The sequence below is a fragment of the Candidatus Accumulibacter similis genome (assembly GCA_013347225.1).
Taxonomy (GTDB): Bacteria; Pseudomonadota; Gammaproteobacteria; order Burkholderiales; family Rhodocyclaceae; genus Accumulibacter; species Accumulibacter similis.
On record CP054595.1, the window covers coordinates 4,428,147 to 4,447,825 of the forward strand.

The following is a 19,679-nucleotide window of genomic DNA, read 5'->3' on the forward strand; positions in this document are numbered from 1 at the left end:
TCGTCAGCTCGCCGTGGCGCGCCCACCCTTCCCGGCCGGCCGCCAGGGTCTCCGCGCGGACTCTCAGTGCCGCCCTGCCGGCGCGCTTGCTCCCCCGTGCTGTTCCTCGAACGCGGCGACGGCCTTCCTGACCGAAACGAAGAAGTCCATCCGGCCGATCTCCTCCGACAGGCCGACCTTGGCCAGTTCCTCGAGGAAGGGACGCGGCGCGTCGGCGATCTTGACGTCAACCCCCTCGTCGGCCAGTTCACGGTGCAGCTCGGCGAAGCGTTGGGCGGCGGTCACGTCCATGTCATGGATCGCCTGCGCGTCGATGACCAGCCAGCGCACCGGCGAATCGGCCGCGTCGACCAGCGTCCGGATGCGGTTCATGACGTGCCTGGCGTTGGCGAACATCAGCGGCGCGTACAGCCGGTAGACCAGCAGGCCGGGTACGGTTTCAACCCCCTCCTCGTCGTCGCGGCAATCATGGAACTTGCCGTCGATGCGACGCCGGCGCAGCACCGCGTCGTCCGGCCGCGAGATCTCGACGAGCACCGAAATCAGCGACAGCAGCAGGCCGAGGATGATTCCCGGCACGACGCCGGCGACCAGGATCGCCACCGTCACGCCCGTCGCAATGCCGAACTCGACCCGGTCGACCTTGTACAGGCCGCGCAGCGACGCCAGCTCGAGCATGCCGATGGCGGTGACGATCAGGATCGCCCCCAGCGCGACCTTCGGCAGCAGGGCGATCAGCCCGGTGAGGAAGAACAGGAAGAGCAGCAGCCCCACCGCCAGGATCAGTTGTGCCACCTGCGTCCGGCCGCCGCTCGAATCGACGATCGACGTGCGCGACTGGCTGGCGGAGACGGGAAAGCCCTGCCAGAGGCCGGCGAGGATGTTTGCCGAGCCGAGAGCGACGAGTTCGCGATTCGGCCGTACCTCGTAGCCGTTCTTCTCGGCGAAGGTCTGCGCCAGCAGGATGCCGTCGGAAAAGGCGAGGAAGGCAATCGCCACCGCTGCCGGCGCCAGCGCCGCCAGGTCTGCCCAGCGCACGCCGGGAATCGTCAGGCTCGGTACCCCCGAAGGCACGGCACCGACCAGCGCGATGCCGTAGCTGCCAAGGTCGAGCAGAAAGGTGGCGACGATCGCCACCGCGCAGACCGCCAGCGCCCCGGGAATTCGCGGCGCCCAGCGCGCCAGCGCGACGAGCAGGAGAACGAGCAGCACGCCGAGGATGAAGGTCGGGACCTGCGTCTGCGGCAACTTCTCGACGACCGTGAAGACGATCTCGAAGAACTCCTCGCCCTCGGTCTTGATTCCGAACATCTTGCCCAGTTGGGTGGCGATGAGGACCAGCGACGCCCCGTTCAGGTAGCCGATGAGGACCGGCCTCGACAGCAGGTCGGCGATGACGCCGAGCTTGAGGCGTGCGGCAAGCAGCAGGACGCAGCCGGAAAGCACGCTGAGGATCGCCGCCAGGACGACGATGCGTGCCGGATCGCCACCGGAGAGCGGCAGGATTGCCGAGCCGGCGAGCAGGCCGATCGCCGCGTCCGGCCCGGCGATGACATGCCGCGAACTGGAGAACAGCGCATAGCCGATGGCCGCCGCCAGCGCCGCGTAGAGGCCGGCGATCGGCGGCAGGTGGACGAGCTCGGCGTAGGCGATCACCGACGGGATCGAGACGATGCAAGCCGAAATGCCGGCGATCGAATCCTTGCTCAGCCAGGCCAGCCGGTACTCGCGCAGCGTGGCAAGCAACGGCAGGCCCGCATTCAGGAATCTGGAGAGGATGGAAGCGTCCATGCGCATGGCTCCGTAAGAATGTGCTCCGACGATCGGCTCCGCTCTGTCACCCCGCCGTCAGGGCATCGCACAGCTCCCGGATATCTCCCGTGCCCCCTGGCGAATCATGACGAAGTCTTCAAACCAGTCAAAGCATGCACCAAAACTCCGCGGCAAGGCAAGCGACTCACGAAACCCTCGGTCGGCGTGCGCCGCAAGGGACTTGTGGACCGCCACTGCAGCGGACTGTGGCGATGGCTGTGCCACGTCCACTGCAGCGCCGGCAGATAAGCGATGGACCGCCATCGCCGTAGCGGGTAAACTAGCCGCCCGATGCCACCCGGGCCACGCCGAGAGGAGAATTTCGTCATGCAGATCAACGTTGAAACCAAGCCAGTCGGATCCGCCGCCTACGACGCGCGCAAGAAGCGTCTGGTGGAAACGATCGACCGGCTGTACCTGCGTGACGCCAAGGCCCCGCTGCAGAAGATGATTGCCCGTATCCACCCGGCCGATATGGCGGCGATCCTCGACGAGTTGCCACCTGCCCATGTAGTCGACATCTTTCATGCCATTGCCGACACCGCGATGGCAGCCGACGTATTCAATCGGTTGCCGGTCGACCGGCGCACCCAGTTGCTGACCGAATCGTCGATCGAGAAACTCGCGCGCGTCCTTGAGCATCTGCCGCCGGACGACCTTGCCGACCTCATCGGCGACCTGCCGGAAGACCAGCGCGAGCAACTGATGGCGCTGCTCGGCCGCGACAGCAAGAACGAGGTCGAAAGCCTCCTGCAGTACGACCCGAACAGTGCCGGCGGCATCATGACCACCGACTTCTTCTCGCTGCCGCACAGCCTCAGCGTCGAGGAGGCGATCGAGAACATCCGCAGTCGCGAGGATGTCGAGATGGTGTTCTATCTCTACCTCACCGACGAGATGGGTCGCCTGGTGGGTGTCGTCTCGCTGCGGCAGTTGCTGCTCACCCGCGCGGGCACGCCGCTGTACAAGGTGATGAACCGGCGGGTGATGAAGGTGACCACGGATACCGACCAGACCACCGTCGCCATGCTGGTCGACAAGTATCGGCTGCTCGCCATTCCGGTGGTCGACGAGGAAAACGTCCTCGTCGGCATGATCACCGTCGATGACGTGATCGACGTCATCGAGGAAGAGACGACGCGCGACATGCTGAAGATGGCAGGTACCAGCGAGTCGGAGACGCTCACTCATTCCGCCCTGAAGATCGCGACCATCCGCCTGCCGTGGCTGCTGGCGGCCTTCATCGGCGGCCTCGCAGCGACCGCGGTGATCGGGCGCTACGAAGAGATCCTCGGTCAGGTGCTGGTCCTCAGCGCCTTCCTGCCGGTGATCATGGGAATGGCCGGCAATGTCGGCGTACAGTCCGCAACCGTTGCCGTGCGCGGCCTGGCGACTGGCGCCATCGACGTCAAGGACACCGTGCCGCTGGTCCTCAAGGAACTGCGCGTCGGCCTCGCGCTCGGCGGCTTCTATGGCATCATCCTCGGCATCTATGGCTACTTCATGCACCACAGCCTGCAGCTCGGGCAGGTGGTCGGGCTGACGATTCTCGGCAACATGACCGGCGCCGCCCTGCTGGCCGTGCTGCTGCCGATGATCTTTCAGCGCCTGAAGGTCGACCCGGCGGTGGCAACCGGTCCCTTCGTCACCACCGCCATCGACATCCTCGGCGTCCTCAACTATTTCGTCATTGCCACCTGGATCTACAAGCTGTGAGCGAACTGTTGCGAGCGCGAGCGGTCGCCGCCCGACCGATCCGGCGACTTCCACGGCGCTGATCGTTGCTGGAAATCGTCGAGCAACTGCGCAAACTCCGGCAGCAGCGATTCGGTCTGTGCCGCCAGCCAGGCCTGAACCTCGGCACGGTTTCCTGCCGGCAGGACTGCGGCCACCAGTTGCGTCGCCACGGCAAGGTCGTTGAGGCGCCCGAGCATCTCTTGCAGCGCGGTGGCTGACTGGAGGTACTCGGCCCGCAGCGGATCGACCAGCAGCGGAGCGAAGAACTCGAGCCCGTAGCGAAGCTGCTTGAACGCTACGCGCAGGCGGTGACGGGCGGCAACGTCGGCTTGCAGCGGTGCCGCTGCGCGCTCATTGACGCGCCGCGCACGCTTGCTCAGGCAGCGTGGAACGAAATCGGCCAGCAGGCCGGCCGGCGAAGCAGGCAGCGCCACGAGCGCGGCGGTGAAATCGAGCAACAGGCGCGAATAGTCCTCAGACTGCATGGCTCTGCGGCTGACCCGGCGGCTGCTGACACAACGGCGGTGCACACGGCCTTCCAGAAGCGCGCCATCGACCCGCCCGGCGAAGGCCTCGACGAGCAAAGGCAGGGTCTCGGCGCGAAAGACATCCCAGTTGCGGTTGTCGCCAAGCTGTTTCGCCAACGCCTGCCACCGCGGATCGAAGCGGGCGACGAAGGGCTCGGGCAGCAGCGGTTCCCAGAGGCGGATCGCCGATCGAAGGCGCCGGATGGCGACCCGCGCCTGATGGACGAACTCCGCTTCGTCGCTGTGACAGACCCCCTGCTCGTTGCTCTGCAGATGGCCGATGCACGCCAGGGCGATCAGGCGGAAGGCGGCCATGGTCGGCATCTCGGCGAGCACGGCGACGGGCTGCGCCTTGACCGCCAGCAGGGGTGCGCCATCAAGGAGACGGTAGGCACGCTCGGACTTGCTGCTCGCCTCGGGGTGCATCGGCAAGCTGGCCTGGAGATCCAGTGCGATGGCGAAGAGGTCGTTCAGCGAGCCCGACAGCAGTTCAAGCTCGACCTCGCGGATGGTCTGGCGGACTGCGCCGGCGTCGATCCGGCCACGGTCGAGTGCGACTTCGATGCGCACACCCGGGCGTGGCGCGACGACATGCGCGTCGCGCCGGAAGCGCGTGGTGAACACCGGTTGCAGTTCCGCGCGCAGCGTCTCGAGGAGTTCGCGGACCGCGACGCTGTCCACGTGCCCGAAGTCGAACTCACCTGGCCGACCAGGTGCCTCCCATTCGCCACGCTGCGCCAGCCCGGCAGCGATCGGTGATGCCGTCTTGACCCCGAGCAACCACTGGCGTCCTTGCCGCCGGTAGCGGACGACGATCCGCTCGCGGCGCAGGCGGCGGTCCGGCGTGTCGTAGTAGGTATTGACGAGCAGTTTGCTGCTGCGCTCGCTGCCTGCCAGCAGCGGCAACTGTGGCAGTTGTCGGGCGGCAGTTGCCGACAGGGACAGCTTGATTTCCGTTTCCGTGGCCATCGACAACCTCGTGCTGGCGAAGACCGGGCCCCCCCGGTGGTTCAGTTCTTTCCTGGTGCCATGCCACTTCACCCACACTGCGAGCGTGGCATGACGTCAAGGCGGACTTTAGCACAACAATCGCAGCAGCCTTGCGCAAGCATCAAGCGATATCGATCGACCGGCACGAAGATGCGCGCATTGTCGCGTTCGATCAGCAGCGCCACGCTCCTGCCCGACTTGTCGAGCAGTGCGCGCAGCTGCGCGACGTCGCGGACGGGCTGACCGTTGAGCGCGAGGACGATGTCACCGCGACGGATGCCGGCACGCGCCGCCGGGCCGCTGGCATTTTCGACCAGCAAGAGAGGGCGACGTGAACCTTGCTCAAGCGGGCAGTGGCGGCGGAAACTCGACGCGCGCCCGCAGGCCACCGAGGTCTGCCTGCTCGAGCAGCACGCGCGCCCGATGACGCTCGGCGATGCTCCTGACGATCGCCAGCCCGAGCCCGCTGCCCGCCTCCCCCGCCGGCGCCCGGCGGTAGAAGCGGTCGAAGACCCGCTCGCGTTCGGCGGGCGGGATGCCTTCGCCAGAGTCGCAGACTTCGACGAAGGGCGCCGCGTCGGCGCTGCCGGTGACCACATCCACCCGGCCACCGGCAGGCGTGTAGCGCAGGGCATTGCTGACCAGGTTGGCGAGCAGGATGCGCAGCGCATCGGGGTCGCCGCTGACGATGCACGGCTGCTGCTGCGGCGAGGCCCCGAGATCGATCCGCCGCGCCTCCGCCAGCGGCAGGTGGTCGGCAATGACCTGTGCCGCGAGTTGCCGCAGGTCCACCGTCTGTGAGGCCGGCTCGCTGGCGCCGGGCTCGAGCCGCGCCAGCGTCAGCAGTTGCTGCACCGAATGGGTGGCACGCTGCAGGCCACCCTTGAGATCGGCAAAGGCTTCGGCACGAGCCGCGCCGTCGGCGGCGCGCTCGGCCAGTTGCACCTGCAGCGTCAGGGCCGCCAACGGCGTGCGCAACTCGTGCGCGGCGTCGGCAACGAAGTCGCGCTGCTGCTCAAGGGCTCGCCGCAGCCGCAGCAGGAGGTCGTTCAGCGCCACGACGAGGGGCATGACCTCGACGGGCACCTGCCGCGCCGGCAGTGGATCGAGGGCGATGGCGTTGCGGGCGCTCACCGCCCGCGCGACGTCGACCAGCGGCCGCAGACCGCGGCCGATGACCAGCCACAGCAGGACCCCGAGCACCGGCAGCAGGAGCAGGAACGGCGCGACGATGCGCAGTGCGGCGGCGAGCGCCAGCCGGTCGCGCAGATGCATCGGCTGCGCCACCTGGATCACCTGTCCCGCCTGCTGCAGACCGAAGACCCGCCACTGGCCGTGGCCGCTGTCGACCGTCGCGTAGCCCAGCGACACCTGATCCGGTAACTCCTGCCGCGGGTGCGACAGGTAGATGCGGGTGCCATCGGCCGCCCAGATCTGCACCGCGAACTCCTCGACATCGTCTGCGCCGCCGTACTCGTGCCGCAACGTGCCGTGTCGCGCCTGATCGCGAAACGACAGCGCCAGTTGCCGCAACTGGTAATCGAGCAACGCGCTGGCTTCTTCACGTGCCGTGCGATAGGTGGCCAGCGCCCCCACCAGGGTGGCGAGCGTGCTGACGGACAGCAGCGCCAGCAGCAACTGGCGGCGGATCGACATCATGCCGCCGGCGGCACCAGGTAGCCGACGCCGCGAATGTTCCTGATCCGTTCGGCGCCCAGCTTGCGGCGCAGCGAGTGGATATGCACCTCGACGGCGTTGCTGCCGATCTCCTCGCCCCAGCCGTAGAGACGTTCCTCGAGGTCGGCGCGCGACAGCGGTGTTCCCGGCCGTTCCAGCAGCGCCTGCAGCAGCGCGAACTCGCGCGCCGAAACCGCCACTGGCTGGCCGTTCTGCGTCAGCTCGTGGGTCGCCGGATTGAGCTGCAGGTCACCGGCGACGAGCAATGGCGCCGCTCGCCCGGCATGCCGACGCAGCACGGCGCGCATTCGCGCCGACAGTTCGTCGAGATCGAAGGGCTTGACCAGGTAGTCGTCGGCGCCGCTGTCGAGCCCCTTGATGCGGTCGGCGACCGCGTCGCGGGCGGTGATGACGAGCACCGGGATCGGGTTGCCGGCCCGCCGCAGACTGGCCAGCAGGTCGAGGCCGGAGGCCCCTGGCAAACCGAGGTCGAGCAGCAGCAGTTCGTAGGGCACCGTCGCCAGCGCCAGTTCGCCGGCACGCGCATCGCGCACCCAGTCGACCGCGCAGCCATCCTGCCGCAGCCCCTGCTGGACGCTCTTGCCGATCATCGGGTCATCTTCAACCAGAAGGACGCGCATCGTCACCTGCCACGTGAAGGGTCATCGGGTTCGCCACAGCGCTGCCGGGAGCGAGGGCCGCCGGCGACCAGCCGGAGTCTACCGCCTTTCGGCGGTGCCGTGGGCGGGGCCAGGCAGCCGTCGACGCGATCGGTTGCTGCCCGCCAGCGGCGGCCGCCCACCGGCGTGGCGACCTTGCCGCACCCGCTGCGGCCGCAAGTCGTGGGAGAATGACCACCTGGTGGCCACCCTGAGACTGCCGATGACTCCTGACGAATACTGCCAACAGAAGGCCGCCCGCAGCGGTTCGAGCTTCTATTACAGCTTCCTCTTCCTGCCAGCGCCGCAGCGGCGCGCGATCACGGCGCTGTATGCCTTCTGCCGCGAGGTCGATGACGTGGTCGATGAATGCCAGGACGTGCAGCTGGCCGCGACCAAACTCGCCTGGTGGCGCCAGGAAGTGGCGCGGATCGCCAGCGGCCAGCCGCAGCACCCGGTATCGCAGGCGTTGCAGGCGGTGAGCAACGAGTACACCCTGCCGCAGGAACAGTTGCAGGAAATCATCGACGGCATGGAGATGGACCTGCAGCAATCGCGCTATCTCGACTTTCGCGCGCTGTCGCTGTACTGTCACCGCGTCGCCGGCGTCGTCGGTCTGCTCGCGGCGGAGATCTTCGGCTACCAGGATCGCCGGACGCGCAAGTACGCACACGACCTCGGGCTGGCCTTCCAGCTCACCAACATCATCCGCGATGTCGGCGAGGATGCCCGGCGTGGCCGCATCTATCTGCCGATCGACGAACTGCAGCGTTTCGAGGTGACCGCTGCCGACATCCTCAACGCCCGCCATTCGGACAACTTCCGCCGCCTGATGGATTTCCAGATCCAGCGCGCCGAGGGCTACTACGCGCAGGCGATCGCGCAATTGCCAGCCGTGGACCGGCGGCAGCAACGTCCCGGGCTGGTGATGGCGGCGATCTATCGCACCCTGCTCGACGAGATCAGGCGCGACGGCTGCCAGGTCCTCCGCCAGCGGACCTCGCTGACGCCGCTGCGCAAGCTCTGGATCGCCTGGCGAACCTGGGTGCGCGGATGAAGGCCGCCGTCGTCGGTGGCGGCTGGGCAGGACTGACGGCAGCAGTCGAACTGGCGCAAGCGGGCTTCCGGGTCACCGTCTTCGAGGCCGCCAGGCAACTCGGCGGCCGCGCACGCAGCGTCGAGCTGCGCGGACATTGCCTCGACAACGGGCAGCACATACTGGTCGGCGCCTACCGCGAGACGCTGCGCCTGCTGCGCACGGTCGGCACCGACCCCGACCGGCTGCTGCGGCGACTGCCGCTCGAGCTGTACTTTCCCGGCAGCCTGCCGCGGCCCTTCCGCCTGCGGCTGCCACGGCTGCCGCCACCCCTGCATCTCGCCGTCGGACTGCTCGCTGCGGCCGGCCCGCCAGTCGCCGAGAAGCTCGCGGCGGTGCGTTTTCTCGGCGCCCTGCAGCGCGACGGCTATCACGTGCGGGAAAGCGACAGCGTCGCCGAACTCCTCGATCGCCACGGTCAGCGCGGCTCGCTCCGCAGCCATCTCTGGGAAGCACTCTGCCTCGCCGCGCTGAACACGCCGCCGGCGAACGCCTCCGCCCAGATCTTCGCCAACACGCTGCGCGACAGCCTCGGCGGCGGACGCGCGGCAACCGACCTGCTGCTGCCGGCGACCGATCTCGATCGGCTGCTGCCGGCAGCCGCCGCCGCCTTCATCCGCAGGCACGGCGGCGAAATCCGCCACGGCTGCCGGATTCGCCGCATCGAAGCCGGACCGGCCGTTCTCGGGGAAGCTTTCGACTGCGCCGTCCTCGCCGTCGGCGCGCAGCATGCGCCAGCGCTGCTCGCCGGCCATCCGGCGACGGCGGCGCTGGCGCAGACCCTCGCCGGCTACCGCTTCGAACCGATAGCCACCGTCTATCTCGGCTTTCCGCCGCAGATCTCGCTGCCGCTGCCGATGCTCGGCCTTGCCGGCCACTCGCCGACGGACGTCGGCCAGTGGGTATTCGATCGCGGTGCCCTGTGTGGCACGGCCGGCGTCCTGGCGTTCGTCCTCAGTGCGCACGGGCCCTGGGAAGAACTCGACAACGCCACGCTGGCGGCGCGGCTCGCCGACCAGCTCGCCGTCACGCTGCGGCGCCGCCTGCCGCCTGTTCTTTGGCAGCAGGTCATCCGCGAACAGCGGGCGACCTTCTCCTGCCGCCCCGGCCTTCCCCGCCCGGGCGCATGCACCGGGCTTGCCGGCTGGTGGCTGGCGGGCGATCATGCCTGCGCCGAGTATCCGGCGACGCTCGAGGCAGCGGTCCGCAGTGGCGTCGCCGCCGCCCGCGCGATCAGGGCATCTCTTCCAGCTGGCCGGCATGCATGCGCAAGCGGCGCGAGCAGCGGGCCGCAATCTCCTCGTCGTGGGTGACGAGGATCAGCGTCGTCCCGCGCTCGGCGTTGAGCGCGAACATCAGCTCGATCACCTGGTGGCCGGTCGCGGCATCCAGGTTGCCTGTCGGCTCATCGGCCAGCACCAGCCGCGGCCCCGGAGCGAAAGCGCGCGCCAGGGCAACGCGCTGCTGCTCGCCGCCGGAGAGGTGTTTCGGATAATGCCGCAGGCGCTGCCCGAGGCCGACCCGCTGCAGCCAGAATTCGGCCTGACTGCGGGCATTGGCGGCGCCCGCCAGTTCGAGTGGCAACATCACGTTCTCCAGTGCAGTCAGCGACGGCAGCAACTGGAAGCTCTGAAAGACGAAACCCAGCAGGCGCCCGCGCAGCGTCGCACGCGCGTCCTCGTCGAGGCCGTCGAGTTCCTCGCCCGCCAGCCGTACCGAACCGCTGCTCGGCAGATCGAGCCCGGCCAGCAAACCGAGCAGCGTCGACTTGCCGGAGCCCGACGCGCCGACGATCGCCACCGTCTCCGCGGCAGCGACGACGAACGAAATATCGTGCAGAATGGTCAACGGCTCGCCACCGTTGTGCACGCGTTTGGCGAGATCCCTGACCTCAACGACCATCGATGTTTCTCCAGCCATGCCCGCTTTCCCCTACTGTCGCCGCCTGCTCCTTGCCGGCCTGATGTTGCTCGCCAGCAGCGCCGCCGCGGCGACCAGGAACATCCTCGTCTTCGGTGACTCGCTGTCGGCGGGCTACGGCATTCGCCAGGACGCCGCCTGGCCCGCCCTGCTCGGCAGGCGGCTGCAGGAAAGGAACCTCGATTATAAGGTCGTCAACCTCAGCATCTCGGGAGAAACCACCAGCGGCGGTCGGGCACGCATCGACGCGGCCCTCGACAGGCACTCGCCGCGGGTCGTCATCGTCGCCCTCGGCGCCAACGACGGCCTGCGCGGACTGCCGCTGCCGCAACTGCGCGACAACCTGACGGCGATCGTCGCCAGCGCGCAGAAGAGGAATGCGCGGGTGCTCCTCGTCGGCCAGCGCATCCCGCCGAACTACGGAGCCTATGCGGACCAGTTCCACGCCACCTTCGGCGAAGTGGCAAAGGCCCGCAAGACGGCGCTGGTGGACTTCCTGCTCGATGGCGTGGCGACGCAGGCGCAACTGTTCCAGGCCGACAACCTGCACCCGACCGCCGAAGCGCAGCCGCTGCTGCTCGACAACATCTGGCGGGGACTGGCACCACTGCTAAAATAGCGACCCGCAAGCCGGAGACGCTGGCAGCATGAAACATGACATCGCGACGATCGGCGAACTTGCCGACCTGTCCGCCTACGACGAGATCATCGACGTTCGCTCCCCGGCCGAGTTCGCCGAGGACCACATTCCGCGGTCGGTGAACTGCCCGGTTCTCGACGACCGGCAGCGCAGCGAGGTCGGCACGCTCTACAAGCAGGTTTCACCCTTCGCCGCCCGCCGGATCGGTGCCGCATACGTGGCCGAGAACATTGCCGATCATCTGCGCACACGCTTCTGCCAGCGCGACCGCAACTGGCGCCCGCTCGTCGTCTGCTGGCGGGGCGGCCAGCGCAGCGGCTCGCTGACGCACATCCTGCGGCGCATCGGCTGGGATGCGCAACAGCTCGAAGGCGGCTACAAGACCTATCGCCGACTGGTCATCGCCAGCCTCTCCGAGATTCCCCGACGGCTGTCGCTGACCGTCATCTGCGGCGCCACCGGCAGCGGCAAGAGCCGCATCCTGCAGGCCATCGCTGCCCGCGGCGAGCAGATCCTGGATCTCGAGGAACTGGCCTGCCACAAGGGTTCGGTGCTCGGCGTCCTGCCCAACTGCCCGCAGCCGTCGCAGAAGATGTTCGAGTCCCGCCTGCTGACCTCGCTGGCCGCACTCGACCCGAGGCGGCGGGTGTTCGTCGAAGCTGAAAGCCGCAGGATCGGCTTGCTGCAGGTACCGGAAGCACTGATCGAAACCATGCGCGCCGGTGCTTGCATCACCATCGAGGCGCCGATCGAATCGCGCGTCGACTTCCTGCTGCGGGATTACGATTATTTCCTGAGCGACCCCGGCTGGCTGCTCGCCCGCCTGCACGCCCTGCGCAATCTGCAGGGCAACGAAACCATCCGGCGCTGGGCCGAGTACACGCGCAACGCCTGCTGGCGCGAACTGGTGCGGGAGTTGTTGCAGCTGCACTATGACCCGCTCTACTGCCGTTCGCAGAAGCAGAACTACGCCGGCTTCGCCGCGCCGAAGACCCTGACGACCACCGACCTGAGCTCAAGCGGAATCGACGCGCTGACCAGCCGCATCTGCGCCGCCTAGTCAAAGCCGCGCGACGAGAGCGCCGCGCACGGCACAGAGGCGCTGCACCATCGCCGGTCGCGGACTGTCGACGACTCCCTCCTCGAACGCCACGACCCGCCAGCCCGGCCGTCTTGCCCAGGCAAGCATCTCCTGCGACTGCAACAGGTACTGCGGACTCGCCGGCCGGCCCAAACGCTCGTTGCCGACCATGAACGTCTCATAGATCAGTACGCCCGGGTCGGCCAGCGACGCCAGCAACCGTTCGACGCCGGGGCGAAAGAGGTAATTGGTGACGACGATGCCCGCGAATGCGCGGCCGGGATAGGGCCAGCCACCGCCCTCGAGGTCCGCCTGGCAAAGCGACACGCCGGCCACGCCGCGCAACGATGCCAGCGCCTGCGCATCGCGATCGACCGCCTCCACACGCAACCCTTGCGCGGCGAGCAGGCGCGCATGGCGACCCCAGCCGCAGGCGAGGTCGAGCACCTCGCCGGCCACCGGCAGCAGCGGTGCAAAGCGCTCCACCCAGGCCGATGGCCGAGATTCTGGCGAAGAAAATGTGGGCATCGGACTCCTTTCGATTATCATCCGACCAGTCGCGTCGGAGAAGCAGAATGGCAGAGGACAGGCAGCATGATCGGGTGGTCGTCGGCGAGAACGGACGCGGACCTTACCAGCAGACGATCGAGATCGGCAAGCACCTGCTGCTCGCCGACGAGCCCCCCGCCCTGGGTGGCGAGGACGCAGGTCCGGCGCCCTTCGACCTGCTGCTCGCCAGCCTCGGCGCGTGCACCTCGATCACCCTGCGCATGTACGCCGAACGCAAGCGGATGCCGCTGACGCGGGTGAGTGTCGAACTGCAGCACGACCGCATCGCGGCCGCGGGTGGCGGCAGGAGCGACCACATCGTTCGCCGCATCAGCCTCGAAGGCGACCTGAGCGCAGAGCAGCGCGACGCCCTGCTGGCGATCGCCAACAAGTGCCCGATGTACCGGACGCTACGTTCCGACCTGCAGATCGACAGCCTGATCGTCGGATGAGGCAGCATGTCGAGGCGGCCACCCGCACCCTGCGCCACCGCGGCGTTCGGTTGGAGCGCCTGCCGGCCTCGCCGTACGAACTGGGCACCAGTGTGCGCTATGTCGCAGCGGCGATAGATTGGAGTGAGTTCCCTACAGACTTCGCTAGACGAGTGTGGTACATTGATGCAGTGCACCATACACCCCAGTGACGCCTCCCGAACGGCGGGCGATTCTCGATCATGCTAGAACACCACTACCTCACGACCCTTTTTGAGCCGAAATCCGTCGCCGTGATCGGCGCCTCCGACCGGGAAAACTCGGTCGGCAACGTACTTTTCAGGAACATCCTCGATTCCGGCTACCGCGGCCGGCTCTACCCGATCAACCCGGCCCACGAAAGCATTCAAGGCGTGCAGGCCCACAAGTCGATCGAAGAGATCAGCGCCCGTGTCGAAATGGCGGTGATCGTCACCCGGCCGCAGACGGTGCCCGGGGTCATCGAGCAGTGCGGCCGCAGTGGCGTCAGGAACGCGATCGTCATCACCTCCGGCTTTGCCGAGGCGGGCCACTCGGGTGCCGCGCTCGAGCGCAAGATGATGGAAATCGCGCGCAGCTACGGTGTGCGCCTGCTCGGCCCGAACTGCCTCGGGATCATCCGTCCGAGTCTCGGCCTCAACGCCACCTTTGCCCGTGTTCACGCCCATACCGGCCATCTGGCGCTGGTCTCGCAGTCCGGCGCGATCTGCTCGGCGGTTCTCGACTGGGCGACGAGCAACCGCATCGGCTTCTCCAGCGTCATCTCGCTCGGGGGCACGGCAGACGTCGATTTCGGCGAGATCCTCGATTACCTGATCTACGACAACCGCACGCACTACATCCTGCTCTACGTCGAGGGCATCCGCGATGCCCGCCGCTTCATGAGCGCGCTGCGCTCGGCGGCGCGCATCAAGCCGATCGTCCTGCTCAAGGCAGGCCGCCACGCCGGCGGTCTGGCGGCAGTGGAGACACACTCGGGAATGGCTGCCGGCTCCGACATCGTGTTCGAGGCCGCCGTGCGGCGCGCCGGCGTCGTCCGCGTCAAGAACATCGGCCAGCTGTTCTACGCTGCCAAGGCCCTGGCGTCGAAGTTCCGCCCGCAGGGCAAGCGGCTGGCGATCATCACCAACGGCGGCGGACCCGGCGCCATGGCTGCCGACCGCGCCGGCGATCTGGAAATTCCGCTGGCGAAGCTCTCCGTGAGCACGATGCAGAAGCTCAACGCGACGATGCCGCCGACCTGGTCGCAAAGCAACCCGGTGGACATCGAGGGCGACGCGACCCCGAAGCGCTACCACGACGCGACCCTGGCGGTGGCCGAGGATGACGCCGTCGACGGTGTCCTGGTCATGCTCTCGCCGCAGGCGATGACGCAGCCGATGGAAGTCGCCAAGGCGGTGATCGAGGTCGACCTGCAGACCGCCAAGCCGATCCTCACCTGCTGGATGGGCGAGGAACAGGTACACGAAGCACGCAGCCTGCTCGAAGACGCCGGGATTCCCTCGTTCCGCATGCCGGAAACGGCGATCGAGCTGTACTACCACATCTCGACCTACTACTGGAACCAGAAGCTGCTGCTGCAGACGCCGGCTCCTTCGTCGAAGCACGCGCGCCCCGAGACCGAAGGGGCGAAGATGCTGATCGAGGCGGTACTGCACGAGCGTCGCAAGCTGCTCTCCGAGATGGAGTCGAAGGCCATCCTGCGCGCCTTCCGGATTCCGGTGGCGCAGACGATGGTCGCACACACCCCGACCGAGGCGCTGCTCCTCGCCGAGCAGATCGGTTTCCCGATCGCGATGAAGATCGACTCGCCGGACATTCTCCACAAGAGCGAGGTTGGCGGCGTGCGCCTGAACATCACCAACGCCCCGGCAGCCCGCAACGCCTATCACGACATCGTCGAGACGGTAAGGAAACGGCACCCGACGGCGCGCATCAACGGCCTGTCGATCGAGCCCTTCCTGGCGCGGCCGAACGGCCGCGAGCTGATGATCGGCGTCTCGCGCGACCCGATCTTCGGACCAATCATCACCTTTGGCGCCGGCGGCACCGAAGTCGAGGTGTTCAGCGACCGCGCGGTGGCGCTGCCGCCGCTCAATCGCTTCCTGGCGCGCGACCTGATCCAGTCGACGCGCGCCTCGAAGCTGCTCGGCGAGTTTCGCAACATGCCGCCAGTCAACCACGAAGCGCTCGAGGAGATCCTCCTGCACGTCTCGCAGATGATCTGCGAACTGCCGTGGCTGCAGGAACTCGACCTCAACCCGCTGATCGTTGACGACGTCGGCGGCATCGCCGCCGATGCCCGCATCGTCATCGATTACGCGGCGCCCTCGGGTGACCGCTATGCGCACATGGCGATCCACCCCTACCCCGTACACCTGATCCAGGAGTGGGAACTGCCGGACGGTCGCACGGTGACGATCAGGCCGATCCGGCCGGAGGACGCCGAGCGCGAGCAGCAGTTCGTCATCGGCATGTCCGAGGAGAGCAAGTACTACCGCTTCATGGACACCATCCGCGAGCTGACGCAGACGATGCTGGTGCGTTTCACGCAGATCGACTACGACCGCGAGATGGCATTGGTCGCGACCCTACCCGATGCCGAGGGCAAGGAAGTGCAGATCGGCGTCTCGCGCTATGTCACCAACCCGGACGGCGAGTCGGTCGAATTCGCGCTGGCGGTGGCAGACGACTGGCAGCGGCACGGCGTCGGGCGCAAGCTGATGAGTGCGCTGATCGACTGCGCGCGCGCCAAGGGCTACCGCAGCATCGTTGGCGACGTGCTGTCGATGAATACCAAGATGTTCAGTCTGATGACCAAGCTCGGCTTCACCACCCACCCGCACCCCGACGATCCGGCGGTGAAACGCGTCATCAAGCCGCTCAACAACTGACCGCGATTGCAGCGGCACTTTCAGGGGTCGGAGAACGAGCCCCGCGGCCAGCCCAGGCAAGCCGTCCAGCTCCGCCATGCTGCGTCCTCCGACCCCGCCCCGGCTGCCCGGCCGCGGCGACGCCATCGCCGCCCGGCGGGCGCTCAGCGCTGTTCGAAATTGACGTCGTAGGGATACGGCCGGTGCGGCTCGCTGGCCCGCCGCTGCGCGTCCTGCTCGTCGAGGTCGACCTTCCTGTCCCACCAGATCGCCCTGCCACGCTGCTGATCCTCGGCCCACTCGGGGTGCTGCGCCAGCATCTCGCGCATGAACTTGGTGTGATCGGATTCGTACAGCGCCATCTCGCCTGCTCCCGGTAAGAACTCCCGCCCCTGCGGGAAACTGCCGCCGATTATACGCCCGCCGGGCCTGCGCGGCGCGCGTCGCCGGGCCGGCACCTCTCAGTGCAGCACGATCGGCCGCGCCGCGCCGGCACAGTATTCGTCGAGCAGCGCGTCGACCGACTCCTCGCAGCGCTGCTCGTCGGGAATGCTCTCGATCGCGCGGCGCAACTCGCCGGCAACCGCTCCCTGCACGAACAGGCTGTGGCTGCAGGCCTTGTCGACCAATTCGAATGCCTCATGCGCCGGGTAGGCGACGATCGCGTACTTCCGGCTGTTGTAGACCACGCTGATCATCGATCGCCTCCCCCTTGCGCCTTTTCGAAACGCATGATGCCGCCGTCGCAGGCGACGCGGATGCCGTCGCCGGCAGCGAAACGACCTTCGAGGATCGCCTTCGCCAGCGGATCCTCGAGCTGCGACTGGATCGCGCGCTTCAGAGGCCGCGCGCCGTAAACCGCGTCGAAACCGGCGGTGGCGATCTCCGCCAGTGCGCTGTCGGTAACCTCGAGGCGCAACTCCATCTGCGCCAGCCGCCGCTCGAGATAGCCGAGCTGGATCTTCGCGATCGAGCGGATGTGCTGCTCGTCGAGGGCGTGGAAGACGACCACTTCGTCGATGCGGTTGATGAACTCCGGCCGGAAGTAGGTCTTCACCTCGCCCATCACCGCCAGCTTGATCAGCTGGTAGTCGTCACCCGCCATCTGCTGGATCATCTGGCTGCCGAGGTTGGAGGTCATCACCACCACCGTGTTCTTGAAATCCACCGTGCGGCCATGGCCGTCGGTCATGCGGCCGTCGTCGAGCACCTGCAACAGCACGTTGAAGACGTCGGCATGGGCCTTCTCGACCTCGTCGAGCAGGATCACCGAATACGGCTTGCGGCGTACGGCCTCGGTCAGGTAGCCGCCTTCCTCGTAACCGACATAGCCCGGCGGTGCGCCGATCAGGCGCGATACCGAATGCTTCTCCATGAACTCGCTCATGTCGACGCGAATCAGGTGCTCTTCGGAGTCGAAGAGAAAACCGGCCAGAGCCTTGCACAGTTCGGTCTTGCCGACACCGGTCGGGCCGAGGAAAAGGAACGAGCCGTAGGGCCGGTTGGGATCGGCGAGGCCGGCGCGCGAACGGCGGATGGCGTTGGCCACCAGGCGCACCGCCTCATCCTGACCGACGACGCGCTGATGCAGGCGATCCTCCATCTGCAGCAGCTTCTCGCGTTCACCCTGCATCATCTTCGACACCGGAATGCCGGTCGCCCGCGACACCACCTCGGCAATCTCCTCGCTGCCGACCTCGGTCCGCAGCAGGCGCTTCTGGCCGCCACCATCGCCCGACTTCTCGGCCGCGCTGAGTTGCGCCTCGAGCTGCGGCAGCCGGCCATACTGGATCTCGGCCACCTTGTCCCACTTGTTCTCGCGCTGCAGATGGGCGAGTTCGAGCTTCAGCTTGTCGATCTCCTCCTTGATCTGCGCGCTCCCCTGCACCTGCGACTTCTCCGCCTTCCAGATCTCGTCGAGGTCGTTGTACTCGCGTTCGAGCTTGAGCAGTTCCTCCTCGATCAGGTGCATGCGCTTCTTCGACGCTTCATCGCGCTCCTTGCGCACGGCCTCGCGCTCGATCTTGAGCTGGATCATCCGCCGGTCGAGCCTGTCCATCACCTCCGGCTTGGAGTCGATCTCCATCTTGATCCGGGCCGCCGCCTCGTCGATCAGGTCGATCGCCTTGTCGGGCAGGAAACGGTCGGTGATGTAGCGATGCGACAGCTCGGCCGCGGCGACGATCGCCGGGTCGGTGATGTCGACGCCATGGTGCAGTTCGTACTTCTCGCGCAGGCCGCGCAGGATGGCGATCGTCGAATCGACCGTCGGCTCGTCGACCAGCACTTTCTGGAAGCGGCGCTCGAGCGCGGCATCCTTCTCGATGTACTTGCGATACTCGTCGAGCGTCGTCGCGCCGACGCAGTGCAGGTCGCCGCGTGCCAGCGCCGGCTTCAGCATGTTGCCGGCGTCGATCGCGCCTTCGGCCTTGCCGGCGCCGACCATCGTGTGCAGCTCGTCGATGAAGACGATGATCCGCCCCTCTTCCTGCGCGATCTCCTTCAGCACCGCCTTCAGCCGTTCCTCGAACTCGCCGCGATACTTGGCGCCGGCGAGCAGTGCCGCCATGTCGAGGCTGAGCACCTTCTTGCCCTTGAGCGTTTCCGGTACCTCGCCGTTGACGATCCGCTGCGCCAGCCCCTCGACGATCGCCGTCTTGCCGACGCCCGGTTCGCCGATCAGCACCGGGTTGTTCTTCGTCCGGCGCTGCAGGATCTGGATCGCGCGGCGGATCTCGTCGTCGCGACCGATCACCGGGTCGAGCTTGCCGAGACGGGCACGCTCGGTCAGGTCGATGCAGTACCTGGCAAGCGACTGCCGCTGTCCTTCGGCCTCCTGGCTGTCGACCGCCTGTCCGCCACGCACCGACGCCACCGCCTGCTCGAGCGACGCCTTGACCAGGCCGTGCTGTTTCGCCAACCGGCCGCACTCGCCCTTGTCGTCGGCGAGCGCGAGCAGGAACAGTTCCGAGGCGATGAACTGGTCGCCCCGCTTCTGCGCCTCCTTGTCGGTGAGGTTGAGCAGATTCCCCAGATCGCGACCGACCTGGACCTCGCCGCCGTGCCCCTGCACCTTCGGCAGACGACCGATCGCCTGCACCAGCGCCGCCTTCAGTGCCTGCACATTGACGCCGGCGCGCGCCAGCAGCGACGCGGTCGACCCGTCTTCCTGCTGCAACAGCGCGAGCAGCAGATGCTGCGGCTCGATGATCTGGTTGTCATGGCCTATCGCCAGGCTCTGCGCGTCCGCCAGCGCCTGCTGGAACTTCGTCGTCAATTTGTCCAAACGCATGCTGCACTCCTTGCTGAAAATCGGTCGATGCATGCAATATGGGGCCGAAGGGAGGCAGTTCAATGCGCCAGCGGAAGCCTGGGCACATACCGCGACGACGAACCGGCGCGGCCCCGTCGTGCTGCACACGGCGCTGCTCACCCTGGAGCACAGCCTCCGGGATGAGGTGCACCAGCGGGTACCGGAAATCCTCGAATTGCTGCGCGATCTGGCGCAGAGTTCGCCCGCGCGCAACAGTCTGCCTGCTGCCGGCCAAGAGCACCCAGAGACAAACATGCGCCCCCCGAATTGCGGTCGTCCCCATTCTTCACCGCAATCAGCTTGCAAATCGCTGATGCGGTTGATAATGTGACAGC

At 67.3% G+C, this 19,679-nt stretch carries 18 protein-coding genes; 8 read left to right on the forward strand and 10 right to left on the reverse strand.

The annotated features are described in order from the left end of the window. Nucleotides 1-63: 63 nt before the first annotated feature. Nucleotides 64-1,791 carry an STAS domain-containing protein gene (locus tag HT579_19565; protein QKS30923.1) on the reverse strand — a complete coding sequence of 576 codons (1,728 nt, stop codon included), beginning with the start codon at nt 1,789-1,791 and terminating at the stop codon, nt 64-66. A 348-nt stretch (nt 1,792-2,139) separates the two neighbouring features. Between HT579_19565 and mgtE the strand changes: the two genes are divergently transcribed. After that, on the forward strand, nt 2,140-3,528 hold the full coding sequence (mgtE, locus tag HT579_19570; GenBank protein QKS30924.1) for a magnesium transporter: 1,389 nt from the start codon (nt 2,140-2,142) through the stop codon (nt 3,526-3,528). Here the strand turns inward: mgtE and HT579_19575 are convergent. The 4 genes from HT579_19575 to HT579_19590 all read right to left on the reverse strand — a co-directional run bounded on the left by HT579_19575 (nt 3,516) and on the right by HT579_19590 (nt 7,384). Further along, nucleotides 3,516-5,045: a CHAD domain-containing protein gene (locus HT579_19575; protein QKS30925.1), complete on the reverse strand. Its 1,530-nt coding sequence runs from the start codon at nt 5,043-5,045 to the stop codon at nt 3,516-3,518. The genes mgtE and HT579_19575 overlap by 13 nt on opposite strands. A gap of 68 nt (nt 5,046-5,113) precedes the next feature. Next, nucleotides 5,114-5,491, reverse strand: coding sequence for a PDZ domain-containing protein (locus HT579_19580; GenBank protein ID QKS31730.1), 378 nt, complete (start codon nt 5,489-5,491; stop codon nt 5,114-5,116). Further along, nucleotides 5,409-6,725 (reverse strand): two-component sensor histidine kinase, encoded by a 1,317-nt coding sequence (locus HT579_19585; protein QKS30926.1) that lies wholly within the window; start codon nt 6,723-6,725, stop codon nt 5,409-5,411. The genes HT579_19580 and HT579_19585 overlap by 83 nt, the downstream gene beginning before the upstream one ends. After that, entirely contained in the window at nt 6,722-7,384 is a 663-nt protein-coding gene (locus HT579_19590) for a response regulator (GenBank protein QKS30927.1), read from the reverse strand. Before HT579_19590 ends, HT579_19585 begins: the two co-directional genes overlap by 4 nt. A gap of 241 nt (nt 7,385-7,625) precedes the next feature. Here HT579_19590 and hpnD point away from each other — a divergent pair, with 241 nt between their 5' ends. Together hpnD and HT579_19600 are read left to right on the forward strand one after the other, a co-directional pair. Beyond that, the gene (gene hpnD / locus HT579_19595; protein ID QKS30928.1) at nt 7,626-8,459 is read left to right on the forward strand and encodes a presqualene diphosphate synthase HpnD; all 834 of its coding nucleotides are present in this window, start codon (nt 7,626-7,628) and stop codon (nt 8,457-8,459) included. Next, nucleotides 8,456-9,811 carry an FAD-dependent oxidoreductase gene (locus HT579_19600; protein QKS30929.1) on the forward strand — a complete coding sequence of 452 codons (1,356 nt, stop codon included), beginning with the start codon at nt 8,456-8,458 and terminating at the stop codon, nt 9,809-9,811. The genes hpnD and HT579_19600 overlap by 4 nt, the downstream gene beginning before the upstream one ends. Here HT579_19600 and HT579_19605 read toward each other — a convergent pair. Then, the gene (locus tag HT579_19605; GenBank protein QKS30930.1) at nt 9,732-10,418 is read right to left on the reverse strand and encodes an ABC transporter ATP-binding protein; all 687 of its coding nucleotides are present in this window, start codon (nt 10,416-10,418) and stop codon (nt 9,732-9,734) included. The two genes, HT579_19600 and HT579_19605, sit on opposite strands and share 80 nt — an antisense overlap. Here HT579_19605 and HT579_19610 point away from each other — a divergent pair. Together HT579_19610 and mnmH are read left to right on the forward strand one after the other, a co-directional pair. Continuing rightward, nucleotides 10,417-11,037: an arylesterase gene (locus HT579_19610; protein QKS30931.1), complete on the forward strand. Its 621-nt coding sequence runs from the start codon at nt 10,417-10,419 to the stop codon at nt 11,035-11,037. The two genes, HT579_19605 and HT579_19610, sit on opposite strands and share 2 nt — an antisense overlap. A gap of 28 nt (nt 11,038-11,065) precedes the next feature. After that, entirely contained in the window at nt 11,066-12,118 is a 1,053-nt protein-coding gene (mnmH, locus tag HT579_19615; protein ID QKS30932.1) for a tRNA 2-selenouridine(34) synthase MnmH, read from the forward strand. On the opposite strand, the gene HT579_19620 is transcribed toward mnmH, so the two are convergent. Then, nucleotides 12,119-12,688, reverse strand: a complete 570-nt coding sequence (locus HT579_19620; protein QKS30933.1) for a class I SAM-dependent methyltransferase — start codon at nt 12,686-12,688, stop codon at nt 12,119-12,121. A 26-nt stretch (nt 12,689-12,714) separates the two neighbouring features. On the opposite strand from HT579_19620, the gene HT579_19625 reads away from it, so the two are divergent. Further along, nucleotides 12,715-13,140 (forward strand): OsmC family protein, encoded by a 426-nt coding sequence (locus HT579_19625; GenBank protein QKS30934.1) that lies wholly within the window; start codon nt 12,715-12,717, stop codon nt 13,138-13,140. 221 nt (nt 13,141-13,361) lie between these two features. Continuing rightward, a complete protein-coding gene (locus HT579_19630) occupies nt 13,362-16,052 on the forward strand; it encodes a bifunctional acetate--CoA ligase family protein/GNAT family N-acetyltransferase (GenBank protein ID QKS30935.1) in 2,691 nt (896 codons plus the stop codon). A 143-nt stretch (nt 16,053-16,195) separates the two neighbouring features. Here the strand turns inward: HT579_19630 and HT579_19635 are convergent, their stop codons facing one another. The 3 genes from HT579_19635 to clpB form a co-directional block, all read right to left on the reverse strand. Then, nucleotides 16,196-16,393 (reverse strand): DUF3460 family protein, encoded by a 198-nt coding sequence (locus tag HT579_19635; GenBank protein QKS30936.1) that lies wholly within the window; start codon nt 16,391-16,393, stop codon nt 16,196-16,198. 99 nt (nt 16,394-16,492) lie between these two features. Then, complete coding sequence (locus HT579_19640) at nt 16,493-16,726, reverse strand: DUF3567 family protein (GenBank protein ID QKS31731.1); 234 nt, start codon at nt 16,724-16,726, stop codon at nt 16,493-16,495. Continuing rightward, the gene (gene clpB / locus HT579_19645; GenBank protein ID QKS30937.1) at nt 16,726-19,323 is read right to left on the reverse strand and encodes an ATP-dependent chaperone ClpB; all 2,598 of its coding nucleotides are present in this window, start codon (nt 19,321-19,323) and stop codon (nt 16,726-16,728) included. The genes HT579_19640 and clpB overlap by 1 nt, the downstream gene beginning before the upstream one ends. 10 nt (nt 19,324-19,333) lie before the next feature. Between clpB and HT579_19650 the strand changes: the two genes are divergently transcribed. Further along, nucleotides 19,334-19,675, forward strand: a complete 342-nt coding sequence (locus HT579_19650; protein ID QKS30938.1) for a hypothetical protein — start codon at nt 19,334-19,336, stop codon at nt 19,673-19,675. The last annotated feature ends 4 nt before the right edge of the window (nt 19,676-19,679 follow it).

What these genes read in the sequence shown, in the direction of transcription:
- HT579_19565 (QKS30923.1), bottom strand. Translation starts at nt 1,791, where the DNA reads ATGGACGCTTCCATCCTCTCCAGATTCCTGAATGCGGGCCTGCCGTTG.
- mgtE (QKS30924.1), top strand. Translation starts at nt 2,140, where the DNA reads ATGCAGATCAACGTTGAAACCAAGCCAGTCGGATCCGCCGCCTACGAC.
- HT579_19575 (QKS30925.1), bottom strand. Translation starts at nt 5,045, where the DNA reads ATGGCCACGGAAACGGAAATCAAGCTGTCCCTGTCGGCAACTGCCGCC.
- HT579_19585 (QKS30926.1), bottom strand. Translation starts at nt 6,725, where the DNA reads ATGATGTCGATCCGCCGCCAGTTGCTGCTGGCGCTGCTGTCCGTCAGC.
- HT579_19590 (QKS30927.1), bottom strand. Translation starts at nt 7,384, where the DNA reads ATGCGCGTCCTTCTGGTTGAAGATGACCCGATGATCGGCAAGAGCGTC.
- hpnD (QKS30928.1), top strand. Translation starts at nt 7,626, where the DNA reads ATGACTCCTGACGAATACTGCCAACAGAAGGCCGCCCGCAGCGGTTCG.
- HT579_19600 (QKS30929.1), top strand. Translation starts at nt 8,456, where the DNA reads ATGAAGGCCGCCGTCGTCGGTGGCGGCTGGGCAGGACTGACGGCAGCA.
- HT579_19610 (QKS30931.1), top strand. Translation starts at nt 10,417, where the DNA reads ATGCCCGCTTTCCCCTACTGTCGCCGCCTGCTCCTTGCCGGCCTGATG.
- HT579_19605 (QKS30930.1), bottom strand. Translation starts at nt 10,418, where the DNA reads ATGGCTGGAGAAACATCGATGGTCGTTGAGGTCAGGGATCTCGCCAAA.
- mnmH (QKS30932.1), top strand. Translation starts at nt 11,066, where the DNA reads ATGAAACATGACATCGCGACGATCGGCGAACTTGCCGACCTGTCCGCC.
- HT579_19620 (QKS30933.1), bottom strand. Translation starts at nt 12,688, where the DNA reads ATGATAATCGAAAGGAGTCCGATGCCCACATTTTCTTCGCCAGAATCT.
- HT579_19625 (QKS30934.1), top strand. Translation starts at nt 12,715, where the DNA reads ATGGCAGAGGACAGGCAGCATGATCGGGTGGTCGTCGGCGAGAACGGA.
- HT579_19630 (QKS30935.1), top strand. Translation starts at nt 13,362, where the DNA reads ATGCTAGAACACCACTACCTCACGACCCTTTTTGAGCCGAAATCCGTC.
- HT579_19635 (QKS30936.1), bottom strand. Translation starts at nt 16,393, where the DNA reads ATGGCGCTGTACGAATCCGATCACACCAAGTTCATGCGCGAGATGCTG.
- clpB (QKS30937.1), bottom strand. Translation starts at nt 19,323, where the DNA reads ATGCGTTTGGACAAATTGACGACGAAGTTCCAGCAGGCGCTGGCGGAC.